The following is a 14,026-nucleotide window of genomic DNA, read 5'->3' on the forward strand; positions in this document are numbered from 1 at the left end:
TATATATTTCCACCTCCATTGTTTTATTCACAAGATGTAGTGTACCAGTTTTTTTTTACCCTGTAAAGCTTTTTTTCTTTACAGTCTGATTTTTTTCTATTTTTATTCTTTCTCTAAATAGTTAGTGTCCTTTTCTAAGGATTTCTTCTTACTTTTTTGAATCATCAAGGTTGAACATAGGAAGCTTATAAATCCCCTATCCATAAGCATTTCTTATGTTTTCGATCACACATTAAAATAACCCAAGTGTTTTTAGTTGCTCAGTTTACTTATTTTTTGTAAGATAAATATAGAAAGATTGAAGGAGGAATTGTTTTATGACAAAAAAAATTGGTTTTTTCATCGGAAGTTTAAGAAAAGATTCATACAATAAGAAAGTTGCAGAAACTTTTGCGGACTTATTACCGGAAGGATACGAGAGCGTATTTGTAAAAATCGATGACCTTCCTTTTTATAACGAAGATATCGAAACACCTGAGCAAACACCTGCAGAATGGACACGTTTCCGTGAAGAAGTCAAAGATCTAGACGGCGTGATCTTTGTAACTCCTGAGTACAACCGCTCAGTGCCAGCTGTATTGAAAAATGCCTTGGATGTTGGTTCTCGTCCTTATGGTCAAAGTGTGTGGGATAAAAAACCTGGTTTAGTGGTCACTGCTTCTCCTGGTGGAGTCGGTGGTTTTGGCGCAAATCATCACTTACGTCAATCATTAGTCTTTTTAAATGTCCCAACATTACAACAACCAGAAGCGTATATCGGAAATATCACTAACTTACTTGATGAAGATGGCAATATTATCCAAGGAACCGTTGATTTCTTCCAAACGATTTTAGATGCGTATCTAGATTTCGCTGGAAAATTGAACGCTTAGTGTCTTGCTAATTTTACAAAAAACCACGAAACAGCATGTTGTTTCGTGGTTTTTTGTGTGACCTACTATTCTTTATGCTCTTCTTTGCGATAGTGAAGCTCGATGAACTCACCAAAGCGTTTCGTGTCCACCAATTGATACCGCTGTACATAATCTCCTTCTTGAAAAAGACGAATCCCTTTTCCGAGTAATACAGGCGCAATTTGAATGTACCATTCATCAATCAGTTGCTGTTCAATGATTGGTTTGAGCAAACTACCGCCACCAACTACCCAGATCCTTTGTTCACTTGATTCCTTCAACCCCTTGAGAAAGCTTACAGGATGTTCGTGAACGACCCTAGCATCCTCCAACTTCAATTCTTTGTCTGTTGAAAAGACATAATTGGTTTTTTCTGGATAGATCTTGGCTGTATCTAAATATTTTTTGGCTTCTTGATACGTTTTTCTGCCCATGATCGTTGTATCGATGGTTTGATAAAATGCATCATAGGTTGTTTTTTCCCCAGTAGGCGTATCGAAGAGCCATTGTAAGTCATCATTAGTTGTTGCTAGATAGCCATCCATACTGATTGCTCCGTAAAAAAAGAGCTTAGACATATTATCCTTCTCCTTTAGCGTTTGATTTCCTGGTGGCGAAAACAAGTGGTCAGGTGATCGTTGATGATCCCTACCGCTTCTAAAAAGGCATAAATGGTCGTACTTCCAATAAATTTGAAGCCGTGTTTTTTCAAGTCCTTCGAGAGGCGATCAGAGAGTTCACTAGTAGTTGGCACTTCATTTTGGTCTTGATAGTTTCCGATCACGACTTCGCCATTGACAAAGGACCAGAGGTAATCAGAAAAACTCAGTCCGGTTGATTGCATGGCTAAAATAGCTTGTGCGTTAGCGATTGCCGCTTCAATTTTCCGGCGATTGCGGATGATTCCTTTGTTTCTCATCAATTCTGCGATTTTTTCGTCAGTATAGCTAGCGACTTTTTCGAGTTCAAACTGGTCGTAAGCTTCATCAAAAGCTTGGCTTTTATTCAAGATCGTTTGCCAGCTGAGACCTGCTTGATTGATATCAAGCATTAATTTACGGTACAATCGTTGGTCCTCATATTCAGGTACCCCCCAAATCGTATCATGGTACTCACGCATCATTTCAGTTGATTCACTCCATGGACAGCGTTGCATCGACTCACTCCTTTTAGGATTTTCAAACAATGTATGAAAAAACTCCGAAGACAAAATTAAATACGTCTTCGAAGTTTTTTTGCACTTGATTACTATTTATTTCTTTTTCTTCTTTTTCTTTTTGTTTTTCTTCATCATGCGATTCATCGCCATTTTTCCTAGCTTACCTTTGACACCGGTACCGAACATTTGGTCCATGCCAGGAATATTCATGTCCCCTTTAGACATTTGTTGCATCATCTTACGGGATTCTTTGAATTGTTTGATCATACGATTGACTTCCACTACACTGTTTCCTGAACCAGCAGCAATTCTGCGTCGACGGCTTGGATTCAATAGGTCTGGGTTTTCACGTTCTGCAGGTGTCATCGAATAAACCATTGCTTTTTTACGCTCAACATCTTTCGGATCAACTTTGATATTTTCGATTCCTGGCATTTGATTCATTCCTGGGATCATTTTTAATAAGTCTTCGATTGGGCCCATACCCATGACTTGATCCAATTGTTCAATGAAATCATTGAAGTCAAATGAGTTCTCACGCATTTTTTGCGCAAGCTCTTCTGCTTTTTTCTCATCATAGTCTTGTTGCGCTTTTTCAATCAGCGTCAACATATCCCCCATACCAAGGATACGACTTGCCATGCGATCTGGATGGAAGACTTCTAAGTCAGTCAGCTTTTCACCAGAACCGATGAACTTGATCGGTGCACCTGTCACTGAACGAATTGATAGCGCCGCTCCCCCACGTGTGTCTCCATCTAATTTTGTGATGACGACCCCTGTGATCCCTAATTGTTGATTGAAGCTATCCGCAACGTTGACGGCATCTTGACCAGTCATCGCATCGACAACGAGTAAGATTTCGTTAGGTTGTGTCAAGTCTTTGATTTGTTTTAATTCATCCATCAATGTTTCATCAATGTGTAAACGACCAGCTGTATCGATCAATACGTAATCATTTTTCTTTTCTTTTGCAAGTTCCATCCCTTGACGAACGATTTCTACAGGACTCACATCTGTTCCCATATCAAAAACCGGAACATCCAATTGCTGTCCTAAAACTTTTAACTGGTCGATGGCAGCAGGACGGTACACGTCACCTGCAATCAATAAGGGACGAGCATTTTCATTTTTCTTTAAATAATTCGCTAATTTACCAGTAAACGTTGTTTTACCTGCCCCTTGCAAACCAGCCATCATGATGACAGTCGGGATTTTAGGTGATTTAGTCAATTCAACTGTTTCAGACCCCAGAGTGATCGTTAACTCTTCATCCACGATCTTTACGATTTGTTGTGCTGGAGAAAGACTATCAAGCACTTCTGCTCCAACTGCCCGTTCGCGCACACGTTTTGTAAAGTCTTTGACTACTTGTAAGTTGACATCGGCTTCTAATAGCGCAAGACGGATCTCGCGCATCATTTCCTTGACGTCAGCTTCAGAGACTTTTCCTTTTTTTCGTAACTTTGACATCGCCTGTTGTAGGCGTTCAGTTAAGCTTTCAAATGCCATATTTTATTCATTCCTTTTTGTTATTCTTCGATTTCTTGAATTTTTTTGATGTATCCTTGCAGCGTTTGATCTTCAGGATACTGTTCATTGATATAGTTCGTCAATTCTGTCAACAACTGTTCACGAACGACATAATCAGAAAAAAGGTGGAGTTTTTTTTCGTAATTCTCCAAGATCTTGCTCGTACGTTTGATATTATCATAAACTGCTTGGCGACTGACTTCATATTCTTCAGCGATTTCTCCAAGTGAAAAATCATCTGCATAATATAATTCCATATAATTCATTTGTTTCTCAGTCAACAGTGTCGAATAAAATTCAAAAAGAGCATTCATCCGATTGGTTTTCTCAATTTCCATTCAACTCACCTCATTGATCCATCCACTCTTCTTCTGAGCAGACACTGATTTTTTGTTGGAGAAAATAGGCGGTGGCTACACCAATGCCTTCTTTCAGACTACCAGTGAAACTACCATCATAGATAGTTGACGAGCCGCAGGAAGGACTATTTGCTTTTAAGATCAACGTTGAGATCTGCTTTTCCTTTAGAACTTGATAAGCATTGATCGCACCTTTTTTATAGGCTTCTGTGACATCTTCTCCAGAGATCGTCATGACCTTTGCCTGATGATCCCAGACATCAAACCCATCACCACCAACGATTTCTGCTGGTTCTCTTGGAATGGGCAAACCTCCTGCTACTTCTGGACAGATCATGATTGCTTGACCTTCTGTCACGAGTTTTTTTAAGGCAGGGATTGTTTGTTCCCGGCCATCATAGCGACATGAGACGCCACCTAAACAAGCACTGATACCAATCATCGGACATTTTCTCCTTTAGCTGAGCAAATTGCTTTTATATTATACCATTTATTTAGCTGGTTAAATAGTCCTTGCCTCCGATTCTGTGCTAAAATAAAGGAGATGAAATTTATCAAAAGGAGAATTTATGAAAAAAGTACTAGTTGTTGATGACGAACCCTCAATTGTAACATTACTGACATTCAATCTTGAAAAAGAAGGATATAAAGTAACCAGTGCTGCAGATGGTCAAGAAGGTCTTGATCTTGCATTAGAACATTCATATGATTTCATTATTTTAGATGTGATGCTTCCTTCGATCGATGGTATCGCGATCACACAAAAACTTCGTCAAGAAAAAAATGACACACCTATATTGATCCTAACAGCTAAAGATGATCAAGTCGATCGAATCATCGGACTGGAGATCGGTGCGGATGATTATTTGACGAAACCCTTCAGTCCTCGGGAAGTCCTTGCGCGGATGAAAGCCATCTTTCGTCGAATCGAGCCGCGTAAAACTCAATCTGATGAGGCAGAACCAGAATACTTATCAATTGGACAAATCAAAGCCGACTTGACGAATTATCAAGTGACGATTGAGGACCAACCGATCGAACTCACGCCGAAAGAATTTGAGTTGCTTGTTTATTTCATGAAACGCAAAGATCGAGTGATCGACCGAGATACACTGTTGGATCGTATCTGGAATTTTGATTTTTCTGGACAAAGTCGCATTGTTGATGTCCATGTCAGTCATTTACGTGAAAAAATCGAGCGTGATCCGAAACATCCTAAATATTTACTGACTGTTCGGGGCTTTGGATATAAATTCCAGGAACCAAAACGATGAAAAACCAATGGAAAAAATTCTCCGAGCGCTTATTTTTTCTCGTCTTGTTACTTGGCTTATTTTTTGGTGGATGGCAGATCATCTCCCATTATTTCCAACAACAGATCATCGAACAGCAAGAAAGTTATTTGACTAAAAAAGCGCAGTTATTGGCTCGTCAACTAGATGTCGAGAATCCAGCTTCTGCTAGTAATAAAGCAGTTCTGGATGATTTTGTCCATCAATCCAATGAACGAGTGACATTGATCGATCAAACTGGCACGATCATTTATGACACGGAAGAATCCTCTCTGCATGAACAAAGAAAAACACGTCCGGAAATCAAAGCGATCTTAGAAGGCAGTACGCTTGGCACTTCGCTTCGTCAGAGTACGACATTGAACGAAGAATTACTTTATGTCGCCTTGCCTATCAAAGTCAATGGGAAATTGGTAGCGATCATTCGCATCGCTGAACCTACAAGTGGCTTTCTTCCTCGAACGGAAAGTTTTCGCCGTTGGGTATTCGGTTTCTTCTTGGTTTTCTTTCTTTTATTGACATTTATGATCTACTATCTGATTTACCAACGGAACCAACCACTCAAAACAGTGATTCCTGTTTTGAAAAAGATGGTCAAGAACCCGGAACAAACGGAGATCATTATGCAGACTTCTGATCAATGGGAAGAATTATATCAGACGATCAATGGCTTGAGTGAACAGATGACCAAAATGTATCGCGCCTATACGACGACGGAAGAGCAATTATACAGCTTGTTGAATGAATTGATGATCGGTGTCTTTCTGATTGACTCCAATGCCACACTGCGCTTGCTTAATCCAAAAATGCAAGTCCATCTAGGTGTGAAAGACTATCAAGAAAATCAACATTACACAGAAGTGATCCGCGAACCAAAATTGATCCAATTGATCCATCAAGTTTCTCCGACTGAACCAATCGTTCATCAAGAAGTCACGATTGCTGACGGTACGCAAACATTGGATATCAGCTTGCGTTATTTCAATAGTTCAGAGGATACTGGACAAATTTTAGGTGTTGCTTATGATCTGACAAAAGTTAGACATTTAGAAAAAATGCAAAAAGATTTTGTCGGCAATGTCTCACATGAATTAAAAACACCTGTCACTTCTTTGATCGGGTTTACTGAGACTTTACTGGACGGTGCAAAAGAAGATCCCGACACACTGACTGAATTTCTATTGATCATGCAAAAAGATGCGATTCGTTTAGATAAGCTGATCCGAGAAATTATTCAGTTATCAAAAGACGAAGAGAGTTTACATGAAACCCAAACGATCTATATGGAGCCTTATTTCCAACAGGTGATCCAAAGCTATCAACCAATGATTCGGAAAAAACAGTTGACGATCAAATTGATTGGAGAAAATACTGCCTTTACGACACATCCTGATTTGCTTTACCCGATCATCAAAAACTTGTTTGAAAATGCGATCCAATATTCAAAAGAAGAAAGTGAGATCATCATTCGCTACGAAAGCCACGATCAGCTGATTTTCTCTGTACAAGATTTTGGTATTGGTATCGATCGCGAAGATCAAGAACGCATCTTTGAACGTTTTTATCGTGTAGATAAAGCGCGTAGTCGCCATTCAGGTGGTACAGGATTAGGATTGTCGATCGTGAAAGAATACGTGAATTTACTTCATGGTACAGTGGAAATCGAAAGTCATCCTGGTATTGGCTCTACCTTTATTGTGATGATCCCTAAAATCAATTAATCGTGAACCAGATAGGTATAAATGAAATAAGCGTCAACCTCCAAGAACATTTCTGTTTTAGGAGGCTGACGCTATCTCTTTGTACCCAACAAGTCTTCGCTCACTTCTTGAAAAATGGAAATACTTTTCTCCAACGTTTTTTCGTACGTGTCGTATCGATCTTACCTAAATGCAAATATTTTTCCACGAAAAAGGTCAACTGACGAAAGATGGATTCTGCTGCGAAAAAGAGCATGACCACCATTAAGATAGACACTGGAGAAATGGCTGATATTGAAAATAGTTTATGCAAGAAGACAACAGAAAAGACGATTCCACTTGCACAAAATAGCATGATCCGTGTTCGAAATTGATTCAATGGTTGACAGATTTTATAAAGGACTAAAAAGCCAACAACGATCAGCAACATAGTTGAGGCTGTCGACGTATCGGTTTTGTTCAGATTTAAAATTGAACCACCCACGACTAAAGCGCCTACCACCATCATATCGGTCAAACCACCCGGAATGGCTTTTTCCAAGACGTTCTCAATGAATCGGCCTTCGATTCGGTTTTCATTTTCTTCCAATGCTAATAAAAAGGAAGGTAACCCGATCGTAAATAAACTAATCAATGTGATTTGTGAAGGTTCTAATGGATAAGTGAATGCAAAAAGAACAGAAAAAACAGACAGTAAGAATGAAAAAATATTTTTTACTAAAAAAAGACTGGCAGACCGTTCGATATTGTTTACGACACGCCGGCCTTCGCCAACAATCTCTGGCATTTTAGAAAAATCTGATTCCAACAAGACCACTTGTGCAGCTTGCATCGTCGCTTCATTCCCTGATGCCATCGCAATACTACAATCGGCTTCTTTCATCGCTAAGATATCATTTACACCATCCCCAGTCATCGCCACTGTATGCTTCTCTTTTAGTAAACGGACAAATTCCTTTTTTTGTTCTGGTTTGACACGGCCAAAGACGGTATATTTTTCCATTGCTTCTGGAAATTCTTCTTCCCTTAACGAGGAGACATCCACATATTGCTCCGCGTTTGAAATACCTGCTTGTGTTGCAACATGAGAAACTGTCGCTGGGTTATCTCCAGAAATCACTTTGATAGCAACTTCTTGTTTCTTAAAGTAATTAAACGTCGCTTTCGCTTCTTGACGAATCGGATTAGCAATCAATAAATAACCTAACGGGATAACGGCTTCTTCCAAGTCTTCTTGTGACAGTACCCCTTGGTATTCACCAAAAACTAATACACGATAGCCTTGATCCGTATAAGCGCTAAATTCAGAGGCATAATTTGTGAACGCTTCACGCAAGACCATTTCTGGTGCTCCAAGGACATACGTTTTATCCGCAAATGTCACGCTGCTATATTTTCTCACAGAAGAAAAGGGTAAACTTGCTGTTGCCTCCCTGTCAGAATGCTTCGTAAAGTAATTTTTGATTGCTTGCATCGTTTCATTGTCAGCTTCGATTGCCTGTGCGTAGTCACCAAGTAATTCATCTAACTGATCTGCTGTTTGTTTTGCTAAAGAATTCTCAGAAATCAGCACACGTTGAACGTCCATCGCATTTTCAGTGATTGTTCCTGTTTTATCGACACATAATACGTCCACTCGTGCTAACGTCTCAATACTTTTCATGTCATGAAGCAACACTTGTTGTTTCGCTAAGCGTGTCGCACTCATTGCTAAAGCAATCGTCGTTAGTAGGTACAGTCCTTCAGGAATCATACCGATCAACGCAGCTTCCATCGAAACAATACTTTCCCTCAACGTATTGCCATTGTAAAAATAGCTTTGAGAAAATAAGGTCAATCCAATGGGGATAATGATGATCCCTACCCATTTGATGATCCTATCTAACGAAGCAATCATCTCTGATTGTTCTCCTGTCCCCATTTCTTTTGCCTGCATCGTTAATTTGGCAATATAAGATTCATTGCCGACTCGTGTCAACTGAACCTTCGCATTACCCGCGACGATGAAGCTTCCCGACATTAATTCGTCGCCGATTCCCTTACTTATCTCATCCGCTTCACCAGTCAATAGCGCTTCATTCACTTGTAGATTACCGTCTATGATCTTTCCATCTGCAGGGATCTGGTCTCCTGTTTTTAGAATGACGAGATCATCTAGAACTAACTCTTCGATAGTTATCTTCTGTTCTTGACCATTCCGTAATACTTTGACTGTTGCGGCATGTAACATGCTCAACTGATCTAAAATTTTCTTGGAATGAATCTCTTGATAGATTGCAATGCCCGTATTTGCCAATATGACAGGTAAAAAAGTCAAATTTTTATAGGAGTTGACGACACATAAAAGAATCGCTAAGACTAAAAAAATCAGATTGAAATAAGTAAAGGCATTCTCCATCACGATTTGCTTATTCGTTTTAAATGTAGAACTCGTTGCTTGATTGACAGCGCCAACACGTATTCTTTCTTGTACCTGTGTGTCTGTCAGCCCTTCATTTTTGTTAGGATCAATGCGTTCTAATTGTGCCAACATTTGCTGTATCTGTTTTTCTCGCTGTTTATCTTTTCTTCTCATAACTAATCCCTCAACTTTTTTTCTACTCTTTAACCATACGTCATTTCGTCCAATAAATCCTCAGATATAACTGATATTCTTCTTTCAAAACTGTCATATGAAAAAACAAAAACGTAGAGTGGACAACAAACTAAAAAAGCTTAGATCCTCAGCGAGGAACTAAGCTTAATGATCTATGGTAGTCGTTATGAATAAACATGTGATTGAAAGATGGATTCAATCTTATGATAAATTACCTTCTGCGTCACGCTCAACTTTCATCATACTGATTGGTAGGTAGCCTAAATCTTTAACTGGTCCTTCTTGAACGGCATCAGTCATCATGAAGTCTAAGAACTTCTTCACTTCTGGTTCTGGTTCGCCATTTGTATACATATGCTCATAAGACCAGATTTCCCAGCTATTGTCTGAGATATTTTCAGGAGTTGGTTCTACACCGTTGATTTTCAACGCTTGAGTAGAATCATCTAAATAAGAGAAAGCTAAATAGCTGATCGCGCCTGGTGTTTGTGAAACGATTTGACGAACTGTTCCTGATGAATCTTGTTCTTGAGATTGTATTGGTACAGCGCCATCTAATGCCCAGTATTCAAAGGTTGCACGAGTGCCACTTCCGTTTGCACGGTTGATGACGTTGATTTCTTGATCTGCTCCGCCTAGTTCACTCCAGTTAGTGATCTTACCAGTGAAGATGTCGATCAATTGTTCTTTTGTAATATCTTCAACGCCTGTATCTTTATTTACGATTGGTGCCATTCCAACAACTGCTACACGATGGTCTACCAATTTACTTGCATCGATTCCATCTCTTTGTTCTGCAAATACATCAGAGTTTCCGATTGTTACAGCACCTGACGCTACTTGACTAAGACCAGTTCCACTTCCGCCACCTTGAACAGAAATCTGATAGTTGGGGTTATCTTGTGTAAACATTTCTTGTGCAGCATCAACTAAAGGTTGCAAAGCGGTTGAACCGACCGCTACGATTTTTACTTGATTATCTGAACTAGCCGAGTTGCTTGCTGATCCATCCGTACTTCCTGAACCAGAACCACATCCAGCTAAGATAAAACCTAATACTCCTAAAGAAAATAAAACTTTTTTCATTTATATGCCCCTTTCTTAGTTACAAATTGATTGTATCAGGGTACTGTAAATCCTAGATATTGAATATGTAAAGTTATTGTTAAGTTGTGTAAATATATCGTAAAACAAAAAAACGTCCGAAAATGGACGTCCTACAAAAAACTAAATCTTTTCTATAAGTAAGGATTGTTCACGGATCTCTGTATAATAGAATAGGCCAACTGCTAACGCAAAGGAAGCAATCGCTACATAAAAACAAGGTTTGATGGTCAAAAAATACATCGCAGAATAGCTTGTATCTTTTAGTCCACTTTCACTTAATCCATTCGGACCGATGATGATCCTCGGTAATATCGAAAAATAAGATGTAAAGACCAGCATAGAAGAAAACTGGATCAAATGCCAATTATACTTTTTTATAAATGTTTTTGAAACGATCAAATTCACACTGATCAAAAAATAAAAAAGGGTCAATGTCGGAAAATTTTTGGAAATAATAAAGCCACTTCCATTGATGATGCCAAGAATCTCGGCACCTTGTACTACTGCATTCACCCATGTAAAAGGCAAAAGAAAAATTGGGGAAAACCAAAGAAACAAATACAATTGTTCTAGTTTTATTCTCTTTTTCATACAAAACCTCCCAAAAGACACTCCATCTATCATACTATATGCTATTTCTCTAAAAAATCTGAGGGGAAAGACTAGTTTTTTAAGAATAAAGCAATGAGAGTTTATTCATTTTATTCAGAATATTTCTAAAAAGAATGGATTATTAATTGTTTGATTTTACAATAAAAACCAAGGAGAACTGACTTGGAGGAATGTACCTTTGCAATTATTCTACATAAAAAATACAATCTACTTATCGATGTGTGTGCCTTATTTTTATCTCGCTCTACTTTTAGATTATTACTATCATTCAGTCATCCTATTTATACTATTGATATTTTGGGTTTTTTTTCTTGGTTTTACGTTGAGACGAGCCAATCGTTTAGGAACATTGGATCTTGGCAATCTTTGTTCTACGATCACCTCTTATTTATGTTTTGCTAAATGTACTGAATGGCATTTTTTATATCATCCTTTTCCCCTGAACAGATCATCTTACTACTCACTGGTATTTACTTATTTCCACAATTATTAGGAATCATTTGGGGAAGTATATTTGCCTATTCGCGTAAGCAAGTAAAATAAGCGTTCACTTTTTTAGATAGCAAAATAAAAGTAAAGCACCCAGAGACGGTTAGCGGTCGTTAGAGGGCTCTACTTTTATTTTTATATTTCTTTTTGGCCAAGGTTCGATATTTGGCGAAGCAGTCAAGGCAACACTTCGTAGTTTTTTATATTTCATGTAAATAGATTTTTTTGATGATCAGCTTATCGAATAGTTGAGATTGACTATCTTGTTCACCGATGATTTCTGCGATCACGATTTTACCATTTGGTTTTTTCCTTAATTGGTAATTGATTTTACCCGTTTCTGTTAATTCATTGAGCATATCAACAACCCCGCCAAAACCAGTTTTCTTCGTAATGAATCCTAATGCCACCATTCGTTCATCAAGATTTTTAGCAGAGATAGACACACCTGTAACTAAATATTGTTTTAAGGCGCTGACCAATTCATCTAACGATTCAGAAGTGGATACGATGGCCGTGCGATTTTTTGTGAATGGTTCGTTTGTCTCAGTTCCATTTGTTTTTGCTTCTTCTGTTTCTGTAGTAACGAGTTGGCGAAGCGTGGCTAATTCTTGCAACAACGTCTCATATTGCTCTTGGGTCAACATCACACCAGCAACTTTTTCACGATTAAAAATATATACGCCTGTTTCAGCTTTTCTAGCTTGGTCAAACACATCCATCGGCGATCTTTTCACTTCTGTAATCGAAGATGTAGGTACTTCTAATTTCTTTAATTCCAATGGATTTTCCTCCTTTGTTTTTCCAGTCCATTATAGCATATTCTAGCGTTCGATGATTCGTTTACTCGTAAAAGTTATTTTTGTGTTGATCCAATAATCGATGTCTGATAATAGTTTTTCGATTCCAAGTGAATCTTGATAAAAATAAGTTTTCTGATCGTTAGTGAGACTAGCAGAAAAAAAGTGGTCTGTGATGACAAGTTGAGCATAACTAGGTGGCTTACTCCTGGTACATACGTGGATCGATGTGCGTTTGCGATGACGTAACGTTTTATCTAAAATGGCTGCAAGTCGTCTAGCTTCTTCATGATCATAGCGAAAAAAGAACACGATTTTTACTTCCGGTGCATACATCTCCAGATAGCCTCGTTCATTTAATAATTTCAGCAACATCCTTGCCCAATCGGTTGTTGGCTGAAACAAAGCTTGTTGCAAAGCGATACGAAATTGGTTTGATTTTTCAATAAAATTAGGGATCGTGTCTGCTAATGCTTGGTAGGCAACAGCTTCTTCATAGATAAAGCGATCATGAAGACCTATTGAATACTTTAACCACTCTTGGAATAGTACTCTTGTTATGTTCTTTTTGTTGGAACTTTCAAAATCATTCGTCAACCAAAATAATGAATCTAATTTTTCAGTAACGATCGATAATTTTTGATAGACGGAGGTTTTTTCGATCCTTTCCCACCGCTTGTCTGTGATCAAATGGCTATTCAGGCGCAAGATAGCCCGATAATTCTTTTCTTTAGTCGGAAGCTTTTGTTCAGAGCGAAAGAGTAGTTCTGGAAAAATCTCATAGAAGAACAATTGATGATTTGTAAAAATCTCAATATCTGTATGTTTGGCACGATGATCTAGAAGTTGGATGAATAGTTCTGAAAATGTTTGCTCATGGTCTTCCTTAAAAAAAGTTGGGAACTCTTTGAGAAAACAAAAAAGTAAATATCTGATTTTTCGTTCAGAACCATAGATTTGCCGCTTTTTGTAGGAAAAAGAAAGATGATAATCCCCTAACCATTTTTTTAATCGCTCTTGTGCGGAACGATCGTATTCGAAGGAGTATTCCCTTTGTAAAATCAGATCCCGTAATAAACAGAACGAATCCGATCGAATCAAAAATTCAAACAAAAGAAATGGTTCATTGTATGCTTGGTGGTAGACCAGTTGGACTTCTTTTTTGTCATACGCTAATTCTAAGGGATAATCCTCTGATTTCAATCGCTTCAAATAACGATCGATCGTTTTGACATCGACATCCATCCTTTTGGCTAAGTCGCTTTTCTTCCATGCCAAATCTTTCATTTGGTTGATCAGTAAAAAGATATTCTGTGCATTTTTTGTTAGTAATGTTTGCCAATTCATTGCTTAACCTCACTCTATCAATAGTTTTTCCAGAGTGGTTCATCAATACTCTGAAAATGTCTCTTATATAAAGTACGCAAAGAAATATTTTTTATTTTTATTATTTTACTAATTTACAAAATTAACCAGAAATTAAACC

The 14,026-nt window shown here is 38.2% G+C and carries 13 protein-coding genes; 3 read left to right on the top strand and 10 right to left on the bottom strand.

The annotated features are described in order from the left end of the window. Nucleotides 1-317: 317 nt before the first annotated feature. Complete coding sequence (locus tag CYK55_RS08810) at nt 318-872, top strand: NADPH-dependent FMN reductase (RefSeq protein ID WP_019722768.1); 555 nt, start codon at nt 318-320, stop codon at nt 870-872. A 65-nt stretch (nt 873-937) separates the two neighbouring features. On the opposite strand, the gene CYK55_RS08815 is transcribed toward CYK55_RS08810, so the two are convergent. The 5 genes from CYK55_RS08815 to CYK55_RS08835 all read right to left on the bottom strand — a co-directional run bounded on the left by CYK55_RS08815 (nt 938) and on the right by CYK55_RS08835 (nt 4,386). Further along, entirely contained in the window at nt 938-1,471 is a 534-nt protein-coding gene (locus CYK55_RS08815) for a dihydrofolate reductase family protein (protein ID WP_126134209.1), read from the bottom strand. Nucleotides 1,472-1,485: 14 nt separating this feature from the next. After that, the gene (locus CYK55_RS08820; RefSeq protein WP_126134210.1) at nt 1,486-2,049 is read right to left on the bottom strand and encodes a DNA-3-methyladenine glycosylase I; all 564 of its coding nucleotides are present in this window, start codon (nt 2,047-2,049) and stop codon (nt 1,486-1,488) included. A 96-nt stretch (nt 2,050-2,145) separates the two neighbouring features. Then, the gene (gene ffh, locus CYK55_RS08825; RefSeq protein ID WP_010735002.1) at nt 2,146-3,564 is read right to left on the bottom strand and encodes a signal recognition particle protein; all 1,419 of its coding nucleotides are present in this window, start codon (nt 3,562-3,564) and stop codon (nt 2,146-2,148) included. A gap of 20 nt (nt 3,565-3,584) precedes the next feature. After that, nucleotides 3,585-3,923 carry a putative DNA-binding protein gene (locus CYK55_RS08830; RefSeq protein ID WP_010735001.1) on the bottom strand — a complete coding sequence of 113 codons (339 nt, stop codon included), beginning with the start codon at nt 3,921-3,923 and terminating at the stop codon, nt 3,585-3,587. 10 nt (nt 3,924-3,933) lie between these two features. Beyond that, nucleotides 3,934-4,386, bottom strand: a complete 453-nt coding sequence (locus CYK55_RS08835) for a DUF523 domain-containing protein (protein ID WP_034687292.1) — start codon at nt 4,384-4,386, stop codon at nt 3,934-3,936. Between the two features lie 127 nt (nt 4,387-4,513). Between CYK55_RS08835 and CYK55_RS08840 the strand changes: the two genes are divergently transcribed. Together CYK55_RS08840 and CYK55_RS08845 are read left to right on the top strand one after the other, a co-directional pair. Then, entirely contained in the window at nt 4,514-5,218 is a 705-nt protein-coding gene (locus CYK55_RS08840) for a response regulator transcription factor (protein WP_010734999.1), read from the top strand. Further along, nucleotides 5,215-6,957: a sensor histidine kinase gene (locus CYK55_RS08845; protein WP_034687294.1), complete on the top strand. Its 1,743-nt coding sequence runs from the start codon at nt 5,215-5,217 to the stop codon at nt 6,955-6,957. The genes CYK55_RS08840 and CYK55_RS08845 overlap by 4 nt, the downstream gene beginning before the upstream one ends. 100 nt (nt 6,958-7,057) lie before the next feature. On the opposite strand, the gene CYK55_RS08850 is transcribed toward CYK55_RS08845, so the two are convergent. From CYK55_RS08850 to CYK55_RS08875, 5 genes are all read right to left on the bottom strand, one after another. Beyond that, on the bottom strand, nt 7,058-9,511 hold the full coding sequence (locus CYK55_RS08850) for a cation-translocating P-type ATPase (RefSeq protein ID WP_126134211.1): 2,454 nt from the start codon (nt 9,509-9,511) through the stop codon (nt 7,058-7,060). A 222-nt stretch (nt 9,512-9,733) separates the two neighbouring features. Next, the gene (locus CYK55_RS08855; protein WP_034687299.1) at nt 9,734-10,618 is read right to left on the bottom strand and encodes a phosphate ABC transporter substrate-binding protein PstS family protein; all 885 of its coding nucleotides are present in this window, start codon (nt 10,616-10,618) and stop codon (nt 9,734-9,736) included. A 141-nt stretch (nt 10,619-10,759) separates the two neighbouring features. Then, nucleotides 10,760-11,230, bottom strand: a complete 471-nt coding sequence (locus CYK55_RS08860) for a hypothetical protein (protein WP_034687300.1) — start codon at nt 11,228-11,230, stop codon at nt 10,760-10,762. A gap of 710 nt (nt 11,231-11,940) precedes the next feature. Continuing rightward, on the bottom strand, nt 11,941-12,522 hold the full coding sequence (locus tag CYK55_RS08870; RefSeq protein ID WP_034687302.1) for a prevent-host-death protein: 582 nt from the start codon (nt 12,520-12,522) through the stop codon (nt 11,941-11,943). A gap of 42 nt (nt 12,523-12,564) precedes the next feature. Continuing rightward, nucleotides 12,565-13,887, bottom strand: a complete 1,323-nt coding sequence (locus CYK55_RS08875) for a hypothetical protein (RefSeq protein ID WP_034687303.1) — start codon at nt 13,885-13,887, stop codon at nt 12,565-12,567. Nucleotides 13,888-14,026: the final 139 nt, after the last annotated feature.

Origin of the sequence: Enterococcus mundtii, from assembly GCF_003957375.1 — a bacterium.
GTDB lineage: Bacteria > Bacillota > Bacilli > Lactobacillales > Enterococcaceae > Enterococcus_B > Enterococcus_B spodopteracolus.

Excerpts from the sequence above, each read along its gene's own strand:
- CYK55_RS08850 (WP_126134211.1), bottom strand. The coding sequence starts at position 9,511 with ATGAGAAGAAAAGATAAACAGCGAGAAAAACAGATACAGCAAATGTTG.
- CYK55_RS08815 (WP_126134209.1), bottom strand. The coding sequence starts at position 1,471 with ATGTCTAAGCTCTTTTTTTACGGAGCAATCAGTATGGATGGCTATCTA.
- CYK55_RS08860 (WP_034687300.1), bottom strand. The coding sequence starts at position 11,230 with ATGAAAAAGAGAATAAAACTAGAACAATTGTATTTGTTTCTTTGGTTT.
- ffh (WP_010735002.1), bottom strand. The coding sequence starts at position 3,564 with ATGGCATTTGAAAGCTTAACTGAACGCCTACAACAGGCGATGTCAAAG.
- CYK55_RS08845 (WP_034687294.1), top strand. The coding sequence starts at position 5,215 with ATGAAAAACCAATGGAAAAAATTCTCCGAGCGCTTATTTTTTCTCGTC.
- CYK55_RS08855 (WP_034687299.1), bottom strand. The coding sequence starts at position 10,618 with ATGAAAAAAGTTTTATTTTCTTTAGGAGTATTAGGTTTTATCTTAGCT.
- CYK55_RS08875 (WP_034687303.1), bottom strand. The coding sequence starts at position 13,887 with ATGAATTGGCAAACATTACTAACAAAAAATGCACAGAATATCTTTTTA.
- CYK55_RS08840 (WP_010734999.1), top strand. The coding sequence starts at position 4,514 with ATGAAAAAAGTACTAGTTGTTGATGACGAACCCTCAATTGTAACATTA.
- CYK55_RS08820 (WP_126134210.1), bottom strand. The coding sequence starts at position 2,049 with ATGCAACGCTGTCCATGGAGTGAATCAACTGAAATGATGCGTGAGTAC.
- CYK55_RS08810 (WP_019722768.1), top strand. The coding sequence starts at position 318 with ATGACAAAAAAAATTGGTTTTTTCATCGGAAGTTTAAGAAAAGATTCA.
- CYK55_RS08835 (WP_034687292.1), bottom strand. The coding sequence starts at position 4,386 with ATGATTGGTATCAGTGCTTGTTTAGGTGGCGTCTCATGTCGCTATGAT.
- CYK55_RS08830 (WP_010735001.1), bottom strand. The coding sequence starts at position 3,923 with ATGGAAATTGAGAAAACCAATCGGATGAATGCTCTTTTTGAATTTTAT.